A 15104-nucleotide genomic window follows, 5' to 3' on the forward strand; every position below is an offset into this window, starting at 1 on the left:
AGTCACTTCACAATGACGCTCAGCAGTTTTTTATTGCCTATTTTGAACCTAATTAATGGGTCTCAAAACTTTTAATTGTCCTTTTTATTTTGATGAGTCTGTATTCTTTTTTTGGCCCGTTCAATCATAGTTGTTTCCTGTGCTTGAAAAACAGAGCGCGTCGTCAAGTAGTTGAAAATTCCAACTAAAATTTGGTCAATAATTTTAACTAAGAGCGCGTTGAGTTTTAACCAAGATAGACCAACCAGCATGATTAAACTGTCCGGAATTAGACTAATAATCCGGTAGGTAAAGAATACGAGTAATTTTTGCCAGGTTGAATGCTCAAGATCAACGTTATTAATAAAGACCGCTTTTTGATTAAAAACAAAAGATGCCAGATTTGAAATAACAAAAGCAATCGTATTGGAAATTAAAACTGGGCTATGCAAGTATTTATGTAATACCATGAAGGCTACAGTATTAATTAGCGCAGCAATAAAGCCAAAAAACATATAAACGAATAAGTTTCGGTGCCTTTTGACTAAATTTTGTCCTAAACGATGAATTGTTGGATCAGCTGTGGAATTAAACTTGGATGTATTATCGTTTTTTTCTTTAATCATTTAATTGATCAGCCATTTCCTTTGCGGCGTTGTCAATTGCAGAAATTGCCTCATCATCAGGTGCATTTTCGATAGTTACCGGTTTGGTAACTTCTGTTGCTCCAACTTGTTTAAACATTTTTTCAAAATCAAAAACATTTTCACAGAAATGGTCGGCATATACCATGTCTCCACTACCCATGACGGCGAAGTACTTACCGCTTAAATCTAGTTCCTTTAGTTGCTCATAAAAATCGGCAACATCATCGGTCATTTTACCCTCGCCATATGTGTAGGTGACAAAGATGCACAATTCACTTGCTAAATAATCACTAGCATCTGTGAATTCTGCTTCACTGGTTTCGACATCAAAGCCCAGGTCTTGTAAGTCTTCTTCCAAGATATCTGCCATATCGGCATCGTTACCAGTCATACTAGCATAGACAATTCTAGCCTTCATCCTTCTCCATACCTTTCTTATTTTTTTGCTTATCACAATATTATACATAATTTCACCGTCTTGATGAAATTCTTTAGTAAAGTTTTAAAAAACGCTATAATGTTAGTAAATATCATTTTACTAAGAGGAGAAGTTTAATTTTGATTACAATTAAATCCGTTCGTGAACTTAAAGGTATGCAGGCTTCAGGCCGTCTACTGGCGTCAATGTTTGAGGGCCTTCGGGATGTGATTAAGCCAGGAATTACAACTTGGAAAATCGAGGAGTTCTGCCAAGAATTTGTCAAAAAACGGGGCGGACGATTGTCAGAGCAAGGCTTTGAGGGCTACAAGTACGGCACGTGCATCTCAGTTAACGATCAAATTGCGCATGCAACCCCGCGTAAAGATACCATCCTAAACGAAGGTGACTTAGTAAAAGTTGATGTCACCTGCAATCTTAATGGCTTCGAAACTGATTCTTGTACTACATATGCCGTAGGCAAGATTTCGGATGCGGATCGTGACCTTATGGAAACAACCAAAAAAGCTATGTATCTTGGAATTGACCAAGCGGTCGTAGGCAACCGAATTGGTGATATTGGTGCGGTGATTCAACATTACGTTGAAGATGAACATCATTACGGTGATGTTAAGGAGCTAGTTGGTCACGGCATTCAGCCAAGCATCCATGAAGATCCTGAAGTACCACATTGGGGTAAAGCTGGACACGGATTGCGGTTACGTGAAGGCATGACTATTACCGTTGAACCAATGGTTGAAGCGGGAGGCGATTGGCGCATTGAACAAAAAACGGTTGCTGATCCAAATGACGATTGGGTATTTTATGCAACCCCAGATGGTTCAAAGTCAGCGCAATTTGAGCACACCTTTGCAATCACTAAAGATGGCCCCAAAATTTTGACTTTACAAAAACCTTATGACGGTTACGAAAAGTATTTACCACACTTTGATGAAATGGATGACTAAATTGAATGGGTAGAAAAATCGGCGCAGCCAAACAACGTATCTCTTTGTTTTATAAGACAGTTTCAGCTAAATTTACGAAAGGTGAAGTCTTGACTAGCGCAATTGCAATTGCTTATTATGTGCTGTTTTCAATTTTTCCGTTAATCATTATTATTGGAAACATTTTGCCTCTTTTTCGGATTAATACAGCACCTATTGCTAGTTACCTTAAGTTGATTTTTCCTGATCGAATTGCGGGATTCATTATGCCAATTATTGATTCTTTGTTAAAAAGCAATTCTACAGGGTACATTTCGTTTGGTATTTTGCTTGCCCTTTGGTCGGTATCTTCTCTTGTTAATGCGATTCGGATAGGAATGAACCGAATCTATGGCGTACGTGACATTGAATTACGTCAGAAATGGCAGGTAACTGTTTGGACGCGTTCCATTACCATTATGTTGACTAACCTGATGATTTTGGTTTTTGCCTTACTTAGTTTAACTTTGATTTTTGGTCAGCAAGTACTTGAATTCTTAAGACCGATTTTTTCTTTTTCAGTAGGCGAGATTGAAAAGGTCTTTAACTACCGTTACCCGGTGATTGGGATCATCTTGATCAGTGCTTTATACTATTTAAATTATTTTTTACCAAACATAAAACTAAAGAAACGGGTTATCTGGCCAGGAGTTTTTACGACTCTAATTGGTTGGCTAATTTTATCTTGGCTGTTTAGTTATTATTTACATAACTTCCACATTAGCTGGGAAAATTACGGAATAATCGGGACCTTTATTATTTTCATGTTATGGCTTAATATTTCTTCCATCCTCTTTTTGCTTGGAACTTGTGTCAATGCTGCAATTGTGACGATAAACTATGGTCAAGTGCAGTATTCGGTAGGACATTTAGCTGAATATGTGCAAAGAAAGCGCCACCGGAAAGACTAGATTCTTCCAGTTTAATTTGCTATATTAGGTTTTAGGAATTTTAAAAGAAAGTGTATAAGGTATGAAAGTAAGGAAAGCGATTATTCCTGCTGCAGGACTTGGTACGCGGTTTATGCCAGTTACCAAGGCGATGCCAAAGGAAATGTTGCCAATCGTAGATAAGCCGACAATTCAGTTTATCGTTGAAGAAGCAAAAAAGTCCGGGATTGAAGATATTTTAATTGTGACCGGAAAGAACAAGCGCTCCATTGAAGATCATTTTGATTCCAATCCTGAGCTTGAGCAAAACTTGCAGGAAAAGGGTAAAACCGGTCTGTTAAAGATGTCGCAGGCGATCACCCATCTTGGAATTAATATTTATTACACTAGACAGCCATATCCAGCTGGTCTGGGCGATGCAATTGCCCGGGGGCGCAGCTTTGTTGGGGACGAGCCTTTTGTTGTAATGTTGGGCGATGACCTAATGATGGACAAAGAGCCGCTTACTAAACAATTGATTAATCGCTACAATGAAACTCATGCCTCGACCATTGCGGTAATGCCTGTTCCGCATGAGGAAGTTTCGAAATATGGCGTTATTGAACCTGATAATGAAATTTTGCCTGGACTAATTAACGTTAAGTCATTTGTTGAAAAGCCTGCAATTGATCAAGCACCAAGTGACTATGCGATTATTGGCAGGTATTTATTAACTCCTGAAATCTTTGCAATACTTGCGGAACAAAAGCCTGATAAGGGCGGTGAAATTCAATTAACCGATGCCATTGATACCATGAATAAGACACAACGCGTCTTTGCCCATGTTTTTAAGGGTGTTCGGCATGATGTCGGGAATAAAGAAAATTATCTGGAGACTTCAATTGAATATGGTTTGCAACACCCTGAGACTAAAGACCAGTTGCGGCAATACATTATTGACTTAGGGAAAAAGCTGCAGGCACAAAGTAAGAAAAAATAATTAAATAACAAAATTTCAGAAACCACTGCAAAGTGGTTTCTTTTTTAGGTAAAATTTTTCTAAATCTAATTCAATTTACTACTTTTAACTAGCAAATTTAGGTATTATGCAATTTGAATATTTTGCTAGGAGAATAACTAATGAAAGATATTTATGTTGTTGCTGCTAAAAGAACGCCGTTTGGTCGTTATCGTGGCTTATGGAATGATCAAGATGCAACCAGTTTAGGTGAACTCGCTCTAATTGAAACCCTTAAAAGCATTAATTTGGATCCCCAAAAGCTTGATGCTTTATTCATGGGTAATGTTTTAGGGGCTGGCTTAGGGCAAAATATGGCGCGCCAAGTCGCTTTGGACGCTGGCATGAAAGAAACAAGCAGCAGTGTTACTGTTAATGAGGTTTGCGGTTCGAGCTTAAAAGCTGTGCGCTTAGCCCAGGGCCAAATGGTCATGAGTGATTTTGATTTAGTCGCAGTTGGTGGAGCCGAAAGTATGACGAATGCTGTTTATTTTGCGCAAGATAAATCTGGGCAGGATATGAAAAGCGAGATGCTTACTAACGGATTAACCGATGCCTTTTCTGGGATGCCAATGGGGTTAACAGCGGAAAATATTGCGGAAAAATGCCACATTTCAAGAACAGAAATGGATGAATTTAGTTTGCGGTCTCACCAAAAAGCGGTTGCTGCAAGAAAGAACGGCTATTTTGATCGTGAGCTAATTAAGGCGGATTCTAACAGTGTGCGGATTGTTTATGATGAAAATATTCGCCCAGATACTAATATGGCGGCTTTGAGTAAGTTAAAGCCAGTATTTAAAGAAAATGGTTTAGTTACTGCTGGCAATGCATCCCCGTTAAGCGATGGAGCCAGCATGATAATTCTGGCAACGGCTGCCAAGGTGGAAGAATTGGGCTTGAAACCATTGGCTCGTCTTGGTGCCTTTGCTGAATCAGGCAATGACCCAGCATACATGGGCTTTGCACCTTATTTTGCCGTGCAGAAGCTGCTTAAGGAAACGACCAGTCAGATCGAAGATTTCGATATTATTGAGTTAAATGAAGCATTTGCTGGTCAATGTGTTGCGCTCGAAAAAGCCCTGGCAATTCCAGCGGATAAGTTGAATATTGCTGGGGGAGCAATTGCATTAGGCCATCCACTAGCTGCAACGGGAACCCGAATTCTAGGAACAGCGATTAACGCTTTGGAACATTTGAAGGGTAAAAGAGCTTTGGTAACCTTGTGCATTGGTGGAGGTCAAGCAATTGCTTGCGAATTAACTAGAGATTTTTAAAATGACGAAGTTTTATGAATTATCCCCTGAAAAAAGACGCGCGCTTTTATCTCAGAAAGGCATCGAATTAGATGAGATTGAGCCAACTGTATTACACGAACTCGATCAATTGAGTGAGAATGTTATCGGACAATTACGTCTACCGGTGGGTGTCGTCCAAAATTTGCTCGTAAATAACAAAAGCTATTTAGTTCCCATGGTAACTGAGGAGCCTTCGGTTGTTGCTGCAGCCAATCACGGGGCAAATCTTTTTGCTCAAAATCATGGAGTCAAAGCACACAGTCAGCGTGATGGCATCTATGGCCAGATAGTTTTGCAAAAGACCTCGGGTTTTGTGCAAGCTAATTTACAAAGAGAGTTGCCTAATTTAATTGCTAAGGCAAATACTAAATTTCACAGTTTGGTTGCTCATGGCGGTGGAGTCCGCCAAATTGATGTGCAAAAAATTACCGGACAACTGGTTTTTTTAAAAGTATTAGTTGATCCTGCGGAGTCAATGGGTGCAAACCGCGTTAATTCAATTTTAGAATTTATGGCGAGCGAATTGAGCAGCTTTCCCGGGATAAGCTGTAAGCTTTTTGCAATACTATCTAATTATCCGAGTCAATTTACTGAAGCTAAAGCCGAATTGGATGTAGCTTCAGTTGGTGGCGTTGCTACGGCCAAACGCATAGCATTATTAAGTCAAATTGGCAAAGTTGATCCTTATCGGGCCGTGACTAATAACAAGGGCATTATGAATGGTGTCGACGGAGTATTACTGGCAACAGGTAATGATGTTCGCGCAATTGAAGCTGCCTGCGGAGTCTGGGCTAATAACAAAGGCCATTACCACAGTCTAAGTAAATGGACAGTCGAAAATGACAAATTGCTTGGGAAAATTGCGTTACCCTTAGCAATCGGAACAGTTGGTGGCTCCATCAGCGCCCGCAAGGATGTTCAACAAAACTTTCGGCTTTTGGGTAAGCATATTTCAAGTGCGGAATTGGCGAATGTGATTGCTGCAATCGGCTTGGCCAATAATCTGGCCGCTCTTTTAGCAATTGCGACTAAGGGAATTCAAGCAGGTCATATGAAATTACAAGCCAGAAACATCGTTGCTGATTTGGAGGCAACTGCAGAAGAAAAAGAACAGGTAAAGAAAAGAATGTCTGATGCAAATAAGTATTCTGTAAGTGATGCTGAATGTTTTTTGGCTAAGATAAGAGAGGAAAATAATGCAAGTAGGAATTGACAGAATTGGTTTTTATACGCCGAATAAATATGTTGATATGGTTGATTTAGCACATGCACGCGGTGAAGATCCCAATAAATTTTTAATTGGAATTGGACAAAGTAAAATGAGCGTTGCGGACCAGACGCAAGATGCCGTTTCAATGGGGATTAATGCTACTTTGCAGTATCTTGATCAAATTGAACGCAACAATGTTGGGTTATTAATTATTGGAACTGAAAGTGGTGTTGATCAATCAAAGTCAGCGTCATTATTTGTGAAAAGTGCGCTTAAGCTTAACCCAGATGTTCGCACTTTTGAAGTTAAAGAAGCGTGTTTTGGTATGACCGCTGGAATTATGATTGCACGTGATTATGTTCGACTTCATCCGCATCATAGTGCGCTTGTTATTGGTAGTGATATTGCGCGCTATGGTGTCAAAACCGGCGGTGAGGTCACTCAAGGAGCTGGCAGCGTCAGTATGCTAATCAAGGCTGAACCGCAAATATTGGCATTAGAAGATGGTCATAGTGCATACAGTGCAGATATCAATGACTTCTGGCGTCCCAATGATTCGACCGTGGCCCTCGTTAATGGCAAGTATTCAAAAGAAGTTTACTTGGACTTTTTCCAGCGTACTTTTAAATCCTATCAAGAAAAAACAGGAATAAAGACAAGCGCATTCTCGGCCCTAATTTATCATTTACCATTTGTTAAGATGGGTTATAAGGCCAATCAACTTGCAATCGCAGGGCAGAACGCAAGTACGACCAAGCACTTAGAAGAAAACTTTACGGCTTCAGCTAAATACAGTCGTGAAGTTGGTAACGTATATACGGCCTCGCTTTATTTAAGTTTGTTAAGTTTGCTTGAAAATGGTTCGCTTGAACCTGAGGCATTAGTAGGACTATTTTCGTATGGGTCAGGTGCGATGGGCGAATTTTATGCTGGTCGCGTTGTGGCTGCCTATCAAAATGTCTTAGACGCAAATGCTACTCAACAAATGCTTAAGCGGCGGCAAAAGCTTATCATCGCCGATTATGAACAAATTTTTAATGAGGCATTGGTTTTACCGCAAGATAATATTGAACTTAATAGTGACGAAGAGCCCGGTTACTGGTATTTTGCCGGGACAAAAGATCACGTCCGGCAATACAAGCAAAAATAACGTGGTGCTCTGATTTAAACGCTAAAAATTAATGTAATAAACAACAGCAGTTGTCAAATAAAAACCGCCTTGCTACAAAAGCAAAGCGGTTTTTATGTTAGTTTAAGTAAATTATTTTCGGGAACAATTTGAATGCCGTAAACATTGATTTTTTCTTGCTGGTCAATGATATATAACGGGATATTGCGACCGTGAAGGTTTTTAACCAGTTTGGTCATTTTGGCTTTAGTCATCGGCTTTTGACCAGGGTAAAGTAAGCATGCACTGCTTGAAATTTTAAGTTTTGCCAAGGGTTTGATTTGCTGATGAATCGTTAAAAAGATGTTGATTTGATCATTCAAATCATTGGTGAGTTGCAATAAATCTATTAATCTCATTATAGTCATTCCTATACAACTTAAAAGTGTTATACTATTGATATTAATTTTTTGAAAAAGGTGGCTTTATCGTTGAAACAATTAAAGCACAAAAAGCTTTTGCTTGCACTAATCGTTATCATTTTGCTAATTTGCATCGGATTTATTAGTGCAGGATTTTATTTCTTTAAAGTGGCTTGTGTGCCTGGTCCAAAGAGCTTCTTAAGTTCTTCAAGTAGCAAACTGACTAAGTCAGATCCACTTTATCACGAGAAGAAATGGTTTAGAGATTCTACCAAACAAAAGTGGCATATTAAATCAGCAGATGGACAGTACCAGTTAACGGCAAATTACCTTCCATGTCGTAATTCTAGCAAAACAGTAGTTGTTTTACCGGGTTACATGGATACAAAAGAAGATATGGGTGAATATGATGCACTATTTCACAAGATGGGGTATAACACGTTAACGCCTGACCCACGTTCTCAGGGACAGAGTCAGGGAAAATATATCGGTTATGGCTGGCCTGAAAAGAATGATGTAAAAAAATGGATTGAATTTCTTTTACAGAAGAAAGGCCAACAACAGCAAATTGTTGTTTACGGGCTAAGTATGGGTGCTGCTACCGCGATGATGGTTAGCGGACTGGAGCTTCCGCAACAGGTAAAGGCTTTTGTCGAGGACTGTGGTTATACCAGCGTAAAGGATGAAATTGAGCACGAGGCAAAGGCTTTGTATAATATGCCAGCTTTTCCACGTTTTCCTTTAGTTGAAATCCTAAGCGGTATTAATAAAATGAAGGTTGGCTATTTCATGAAAGATGGTTCAAGCATCACTCAGCTCCACAAAAATCACCGGCCAATGCTATTTATTCACGGTGATCGAGATAAATTTGTTCCAACAGAAATGGTGTACCAAAATTATCGTGCGACAAGAGGTCCGAAGAAGTTATGGATAGCAGCAGATTCTGCTCATGCCAAGTCTTTTGCCAATCATCCCAAGGCATATCGTAAACATATTGAGAACTTTTTAACAAAGTACGTTAAATAACGGGCAAAAGCTTTGCAAGCGCTTGCACAAACTGCTATGATGTAATTGTGGTTAGGGGTAATGACGTAAACAAGGTTTTATCTCCATAATTTGTATATTGTCAAAGTAAAGTAAAAAATATGTAATGATATAATTTAAATTTTCTATAGTTTGGAAAATTAGTGATTTTCAAAGATAAATATTGGCTGCTCAGACCGCTATTAATATCAGTCATTATTTACCATTGTATCTACAACACAGTAATATGCCTCATCCACTAACAAAAATAGTTGTCGCATTTGCGACAACTATTTTTTATTCGCTGATTTTAGCGCAAGGTTAATTTAACGACACATTCACAACGCGGAGTTTGTGGCAGCATATCAACATTTTCGATTAACCGCACGTTATAAGCTTCACTAAGTAAAACTAAATCCTGGGCTAAAGTTGAAGGGTTACAAGAAATATACACAAAAGTTTTAGGTTTAACCTTGAGTAAAGTCTTAATTAACCGTTTAGCCAGACCAGTTCTTGGCGGGTCGACGATTAAAGCATCAATTGGAACGCCATTTTGCTCTAATTCAGGTAGTACCTTTTCGACACTTCCCTGAATATAATTAGCATTTTTTAAATTGTTCAATTCAACGTTATGATTGGCATCAGCAACCGCCTCGCCAATGGTTTCGATTCCGATAACTTGCTTAACTTGGTCTGCCGCTAGTATTCCTAACGTGCCAACGCCACTATAGGCATCAATTAAAGTGTCTTCAGGGGTTAAGTCTAAAAACTTGAGGGCTTTTGAATAAAGGGTGGCAGTTTGAACCGGATTTAGCTGAAAGAAGGCGCGCGGCGAAAGAGCAAATTGTTTACCTAATATCTCATCAATAATTTGGTTTTTACCGGCAAGTTTTTCAGTCTTATTACCCCAGACTTGCGGATTGCGCCAATCAGTCTCATTTTGGTAAACACTCACGACATTTGGTAATTTCATAATTTCACTGCTTAGTTCAAGCAAGTTTTTAATTTTATGACCAACAGTAATTAGTGTTACTTGAATTTCTTTAGTGGCTTGAGCTTGACGCACAACTATTGTTTTTAACCCATCAGTGTGGCGGTAAGGGCCCGCAATGGTAACATGCAAGCGCTCAGCTAATTCCTTAATTTGCCGTTCTGTTTTTTGCGTTGCCACGCTTTGAGTAGGCATAACTGGTAAGTCGTATAACTGGTGCGAATTTGGCGCAAATAAACCCAATTTGGTTTTGCCGTGGTCGCGTTCAATTTGATATTGGGCCTTATTCCGGTAGTGCCAAGCATCCGGCGCTGGTATAGTTTTCTTAACCTTATACTTGCTAAAACCGCGGGGATGATATTTTTTAAGTGCTTCTAACACGTTGTCATGTTTAAATTCGAGTTGCTTGTCGTAAGATAGGTGAGCCAATTCAAGTCCGCCGATTGCAGGATCAACCCCTTTAGGGTATGCTACCCGGTCGGGACTTTTTTCCTTAATGCGGACAAGTTCCGCTTCAATGTAGTGCGGGTATTCCTTGTTAATTTTGGCTACTACTACTTCATCAGGTAAAGCACCAGGAATAAAAATAATTTTCTTACGGTAATAGCCAATTCCTTCACCGTTTATTCCTAAGCGTTTAATCGTAATGATAACGTCTTTTTCTTTAGTTTCTTTTTGGTTAAATTTTCGGTACATTCTTTTTCTTTCTACAATTAAAACGTTAAAATGATAACAATTTATTGTACTACCTAAGAAAAGTTTTTAGCAAGAATGAAAGAAATTTGCTAGCATGGACATAGACTAATAGAAAGGTGAACCAACATGCCAATAATTACTAAGGTTAGCAGCCAAAAACGACCTGGACGCTATAACATTTTTTTGGATGGTAAATATGCATTTTCAGCTAGTGAGCAAACCGTTGCGGAATATGTGCTCTTAAAGGGGCAGGAACTAACTCCGGAAAAAATAGCAGAAGTTAAGCAATATGATGCAGATGCCAAGGCTACTAATTTAGCTTCACGGTATTTAAATTATGAGCCGCGAACGGTCTTTGAGGTTTTGCAATATTTACAGCAACATCAAATTGATGATGAACCGGCACAAAATGCAGTGGCTCAACTGACCGAAATGGGCTTCTTAGATGATCAAAAATATGTCGAATTAACCATCAGGCAAAATCTGCGCATAGGAACCGACGGCCCGCTGAGTTTAACACAAAAACTGTTGAAAAAGGGAGTGGATCCCGAACTGATTCAGGTAGGGTTAGATGAAATTGCCGATGAAGAGTGGCAAGATGCAGGAATGCGAGTCTTAAAGTCAATGAAAAGCAAGGTGGGGAAGCTGGCTCAGCGCGAACTTGAGCGCAAAATGCGTACGAAACTTATTAGTCATGGCTTTTCTAGTGCATTGGCCGGGGAAATTATTTCCAGTCTTGATCTTGAACAAAATGATGAGGAACAATTAGAAGCGCTAAAAAAGCAAGGCGTGAAAGCTTATAAGCGCTTTCGGCGTTTACCAGAAAGTGAGCGTCAAGCAAAAATGCGAAATTATTTGTTTACGCATGGCTTTTCTAGTAGTGAAATTGATGCCTTTTTGGCGGGAGAGATTATTCCGCTTGACGAATTAGCTGAATATTAGGAGTACTTATGCAAAAATTACAAGAAGAAATTACCTTTGTTGGCCGTCCTTTTTCTGATCAAATGATTGATGAGCAAAAGACATATAATAACTGCAACATCGAGCTTGAACAAGATCAGCAGTTTCAACAATTTTTAACGGATAATGAACTAACCAATCGTAGTAGCATGGTAGTTTTCGGACCAGAAAATTTCATGTACTGGTATGGCGTGCTCACATCAGAAGTAACTGAGCTGCCACAAGGATTAATGAAATTTACGCTTCCTAAGGCTCAGGTGGCGGTTGAAGAAAGGGAGCAGCAAAATCAATCCTTCTTTGCCCAGCCCTTAAACATGGTGATTCCGCAGTTTCTTCAAACTGTGCGCGAACAAGGAATTCAAACATATGAAAACCCTGGGGACAGTTTGACACCTTATTTTGTACAAAAGCTTAATTTAGAAACAAAAAAACTGACCCAGATGCTCTATCTGGAAGTCAGTCAGTAGATATTAATGCTGTTTAGGGTCGATTGACAGATTATCATATTCAACATAAGCGCCCAAGCAGGTTGATAATAGCATGATTAAAAAAACAATGCCCACGGATTTACCAACAATTTGGTCTAGGGTAAGAAAAGCACGCACGACGAAAGTGGCGGCAAAACAAAGAATAAAATCTAAGATAACGTTTGCCATTTGCAAAAGAGGTCGCCTTCTAATACTGAAGAAACGTAAAAGCTGCTTTAAAATACCATCATCAACTTCAACAGCTAATAGGTCAACTGGACGCTGGATTGTGGCTTTGATTGCAAACATAATTAAGGCGCCAACGAAAGCACCGATAGATGTTCTAAATAAGTCAGCTGAGTGCAGGACTAAAGCATTATAGCCAATTCCAATTATCGTGAGGCTGCACAAGTAGGGGATTAAAAGTAAAAAGGTAAAAACAAGTAAGACATGACTTTTTTTCATTAAATAAACCTCATTTCTTACGTGCTATTCTAACATATCATGTGAGTACATGATATAATGTTGATATTAAATTTGTTATTTAAAGAAAGAGAGAAATTAATATGGCTAGCGACCCTGACAAGGGGAATTTATTTAATTTGTTAAAAAATAAATTTTCCCCTGCAAGTGATGAAGAAACTAAAGAGCATTTAACAGCGGAAATTAAAAACTTACACGATAATCACAAAGTAAGCGATACCGAATTTTCAATGTTAAACAATGTTTTGGACTTCCAGGGACGAATGGTTCGTGAAGTCATGGTGCCACGAATCGATGCTTTTATGGTAGATTATGGTGACAGCTTGCAAGATAACCTCAAGGAAATCTTGCGCGAGCCTTATTCGCGGATTCCTGTCTATCAACAAGACAAGGATAAAATTATTGGCGTTATTCACATTAGAACTGTTTTACGCAAGGCCTGGGAAAAGGGCTTTGCCAATATTACTTACCAAGATGTAATGAATCCACCGCTCTTTGCGCCAGAAACAACAGACTTAAGTGAATTGTTAGTTGAAATGCAACAAACGCAGCAACAGTTGGCAATTTTAACAGATGAATATGGTGGTGTTGTTGGTATTGCCACAATTGAAGACTTAATTGAAGAGATTGTGGGCAATATTGATGATGAAGTTGATCATACGGAAGTTTTATCTGAAAAGATTGCACCTAATAAGTATGTAATTTATGGTAAAATGCCCCTTGATGACTTTAACGATCAATTTGGAACCGATCTAGAAATGGAAGACGTTGACACGATTGCTGGTTATATGATTACCAAGTTAGGAATTATCCCAGCTAAAGGTGAAAAATTGTCTGTCAAATTAGATAACGGAATGGTATTGACAACACGCAGAATGATGCGGTCAAGACTACTCACTGTCTTATTAACCATACCGGATAAAGGGCAAAAGGAAGAAGAGCAGAAAAATTAATGAGTGAACAACTAACGGATAAAGTTAATAAAAGAAGAACATTTGCTATCATTTCGCACCCTGATGCAGGGAAAACTACGATAACGGAGCAAATGCTTCTTTTTGGTGGTGTAATTCGCAGTGCTGGTACGGTTAAGGCACGTAAAACCGGTCATTATGCGACTAGTGACTGGATGGAAATTGAAAAGCAGCGTGGTATTTCTGTTACAAGTTCTGTTATGCAGTTCGAGTACGACGGTAAAAGAATTAATATTCTTGATACCCCAGGACACGAGGATTTTTCTGAAGACACGTACCGGACATTAATGGCGGTCGATTCTGCCGTAATGGTAATTGACTCTGCCAAGGGTATCGAACCGCAAACAAAGAAACTGTTCAAGGTCGTTAAACAACGTGGCATTCCCATTTTTACTTTTATGAATAAACTTGATCGTGATGGTCGACCACCGCTAGATCTGATTGCTGAACTTGAAGACCTTCTTGGAATTGAAGGAGTGGCAATGAATTGGCCAATTGGTTCAGGTCAAACACTTCAAGGATTATATAACCTTGCAAACAATCAAGTTGAACTGTATCACAAAGATGGTCCAGATCGTTTTTTGCCTTTAGATCAAGATGGTAATCTTGCAGAAGATGAACCACTTAGTCAAAATCCGCAATTCCAGGATACGCTTGGAGAAGTTGAACTTATCAAAGAAGCTGGTAACACTTTTGACCTTGCTAAAATTATCAAAGGTGATCAAACCCCTGTCTTCTTTGGTTCAGCTTTAACCAATTTTGGGGTTGAGACGTTCCTTAAGAGCTTTGTAAAATTAGCTCCGGCTCCGCAAGAGCATGTTGTTAATGAAGATCAAACGCTTGCGCCAGATGACGAAGAATTTTCTGGTTTTGTTTTCAAAATTCAGGCTAATATGAATCCCAATCACCGGGATCGAATTGCTTTCATTAGAATTGGTAGCGGTGAATTTCAAAAGGGGCTTGATGTCACTTTAGCCAGAACGGGGAAGCCAATCCGGTTGAATAATGCAACTGAATTTATGTCAAGTGAACGTGTCCAAGTCTCTGATGCAGTGGCTGGTGATATCGTCGGCTTATACGATACTGGCAACTTTCAAATTGGAGATAGTATTTATGCTGGCAAGAATAAAATTGTCTATCCTCCTTTGCCAGAATTTACTCCCGAGCTTTTTGTGCGGGTAACTGCTAAGAACGTAATGAAACAAAAGTCATTCCACAAGGGAATGACACAATTGGTTCAAGAGGGGGCAATTCAGCTTTACCGTAATTATCAAACTGACGAGTACATTTTAGGTGCCGTTGGTCAATTGCAGTTTGAAGTATTCAAATTCAGAATGAAAAATGAATATAATTCCGAAGTGGAATTAAATAGTTTAGGCCATCGGGTTGCCCGTTGGATAGACCCAGACCAGCTAGATCCTGCCATGTCGAATAGCCGGAACTTATTGGTTAAAGATCGGTATGATCAACCACTATTCTTATTTGAAAATCAGTTTGCTGAACGCTTTTTCCAAGACAAGTATCCAGATGTAAAACTAACAGAAAAATTGTAAACAAAAAA

16 protein-coding genes are annotated in these 15104 nt (G+C 39.2%); 11 read left to right on the plus strand and 5 right to left on the minus strand.

All coding sequences use genetic code 11. The annotated features are described in order from the left end of the window. Nucleotides 1-71: 71 nt before the first annotated feature. Nucleotides 72-605 (minus strand): GtrA family protein, encoded by a 534-nt coding sequence (locus J3U71_RS05040; RefSeq protein WP_267392907.1) that lies wholly within the window; start codon nucleotides 603-605, stop codon nucleotides 72-74. After that, nucleotides 598-1044, minus strand: a complete 447-nt coding sequence (locus J3U71_RS05045; RefSeq protein ID WP_103752059.1) for a flavodoxin — start codon at nucleotides 1042-1044, stop codon at nucleotides 598-600. The genes J3U71_RS05040 and J3U71_RS05045 overlap by 8 nt, the downstream gene beginning before the upstream one ends. Nucleotides 1045-1184: 140 nt before the next feature. On the opposite strand from J3U71_RS05045, the gene map reads away from it, so the two are divergent. The 6 genes from map to J3U71_RS05075 all read left to right on the plus strand — a co-directional run bounded on the left by map (nucleotide 1185) and on the right by J3U71_RS05075 (nucleotide 7572). Next, nucleotides 1185-2012, plus strand: a complete 828-nt coding sequence (map, locus tag J3U71_RS05050) for a type I methionyl aminopeptidase (RefSeq protein ID WP_220220929.1) — start codon at nucleotides 1185-1187, stop codon at nucleotides 2010-2012. Between the two features lie 5 nt (nucleotides 2013-2017). Next, nucleotides 2018-2941 carry a YihY/virulence factor BrkB family protein gene (locus J3U71_RS05055; RefSeq protein ID WP_220269339.1) on the plus strand — a complete coding sequence of 308 codons (924 nt, stop codon included), beginning with the start codon at nucleotides 2018-2020 and terminating at the stop codon, nucleotides 2939-2941. A 61-nt stretch (nucleotides 2942-3002) separates the two neighbouring features. Beyond that, nucleotides 3003-3899 carry a UTP--glucose-1-phosphate uridylyltransferase GalU gene (galU, locus tag J3U71_RS05060; protein WP_220269340.1) on the plus strand — a complete coding sequence of 299 codons (897 nt, stop codon included), beginning with the start codon at nucleotides 3003-3005 and terminating at the stop codon, nucleotides 3897-3899. Nucleotides 3900-4039: 140 nt separating this feature from the next. Continuing rightward, nucleotides 4040-5191 (plus strand): thiolase family protein, encoded by a 1152-nt coding sequence (locus J3U71_RS05065; RefSeq protein ID WP_267392903.1) that lies wholly within the window; start codon nucleotides 4040-4042, stop codon nucleotides 5189-5191. A 1-nt stretch (nucleotide 5192) separates the two neighbouring features. Continuing rightward, the gene (locus tag J3U71_RS05070; RefSeq protein ID WP_267392901.1) at nucleotides 5193-6425 is read left to right on the plus strand and encodes a hydroxymethylglutaryl-CoA reductase, degradative; all 1233 of its coding nucleotides are present in this window, start codon (nucleotides 5193-5195) and stop codon (nucleotides 6423-6425) included. Beyond that, on the plus strand, nucleotides 6409-7572 hold the full coding sequence (locus tag J3U71_RS05075) for a hydroxymethylglutaryl-CoA synthase (RefSeq protein ID WP_267392899.1): 1164 nt from the start codon (nucleotides 6409-6411) through the stop codon (nucleotides 7570-7572). Before J3U71_RS05070 ends, J3U71_RS05075 begins: the two co-directional genes overlap by 17 nt. A gap of 92 nt (nucleotides 7573-7664) precedes the next feature. On the opposite strand, the gene J3U71_RS05080 is transcribed toward J3U71_RS05075, so the two are convergent. Continuing rightward, on the minus strand, nucleotides 7665-7949 hold the full coding sequence (locus tag J3U71_RS05080) for a hypothetical protein (RefSeq protein ID WP_220232902.1): 285 nt from the start codon (nucleotides 7947-7949) through the stop codon (nucleotides 7665-7667). 51 nt (nucleotides 7950-8000) lie between these two features. Between J3U71_RS05080 and J3U71_RS05085 the strand changes: the two genes are divergently transcribed. Then, a complete protein-coding gene (locus J3U71_RS05085; RefSeq protein ID WP_374106782.1) occupies nucleotides 8001-8978 on the plus strand; it encodes an alpha/beta hydrolase in 978 nt (325 codons plus the stop codon). A 307-nt stretch (nucleotides 8979-9285) separates the two neighbouring features. On the opposite strand, the gene rlmD is transcribed toward J3U71_RS05085, so the two are convergent. Next, entirely contained in the window at nucleotides 9286-10662 is a 1377-nt protein-coding gene (gene rlmD / locus J3U71_RS05090; protein ID WP_267392897.1) for a 23S rRNA (uracil(1939)-C(5))-methyltransferase RlmD, read from the minus strand. A gap of 126 nt (nucleotides 10663-10788) precedes the next feature. On the opposite strand from rlmD, the gene recX reads away from it, so the two are divergent. Continuing rightward, on the plus strand, nucleotides 10789-11604 hold the full coding sequence (gene recX / locus J3U71_RS05095) for a recombination regulator RecX (protein ID WP_267392895.1): 816 nt from the start codon (nucleotides 10789-10791) through the stop codon (nucleotides 11602-11604). 8 nt (nucleotides 11605-11612) lie between these two features. Next, nucleotides 11613-12089 carry a hypothetical protein gene (locus tag J3U71_RS05100; protein WP_267392893.1) on the plus strand — a complete coding sequence of 159 codons (477 nt, stop codon included), beginning with the start codon at nucleotides 11613-11615 and terminating at the stop codon, nucleotides 12087-12089. A gap of 3 nt (nucleotides 12090-12092) precedes the next feature. Here the strand turns inward: J3U71_RS05100 and J3U71_RS05105 are convergent, their stop codons facing one another. Beyond that, nucleotides 12093-12554 (minus strand): hypothetical protein, encoded by a 462-nt coding sequence (locus J3U71_RS05105; protein WP_103752071.1) that lies wholly within the window; start codon nucleotides 12552-12554, stop codon nucleotides 12093-12095. A 101-nt stretch (nucleotides 12555-12655) separates the two neighbouring features. Here J3U71_RS05105 and J3U71_RS05110 point away from each other — a divergent pair, with 101 nt between their 5' ends. Both J3U71_RS05110 and J3U71_RS05115 read left to right on the plus strand, forming a co-directional pair. Beyond that, on the plus strand, nucleotides 12656-13525 hold the full coding sequence (locus tag J3U71_RS05110; protein ID WP_220220938.1) for a hemolysin family protein: 870 nt from the start codon (nucleotides 12656-12658) through the stop codon (nucleotides 13523-13525). After that, on the plus strand, nucleotides 13525-15096 hold the full coding sequence (locus J3U71_RS05115) for a peptide chain release factor 3 (RefSeq protein WP_267392891.1): 1572 nt from the start codon (nucleotides 13525-13527) through the stop codon (nucleotides 15094-15096). Before J3U71_RS05110 ends, J3U71_RS05115 begins: the two co-directional genes overlap by 1 nt. The last annotated feature ends 8 nt before the right edge of the window (nucleotides 15097-15104 follow it).

Source organism: Lactobacillus sp. B4015 (assembly GCF_026536055.1).
GTDB classification, from domain to species: domain Bacteria; phylum Bacillota; class Bacilli; order Lactobacillales; family Lactobacillaceae; genus Lactobacillus; species Lactobacillus panisapium.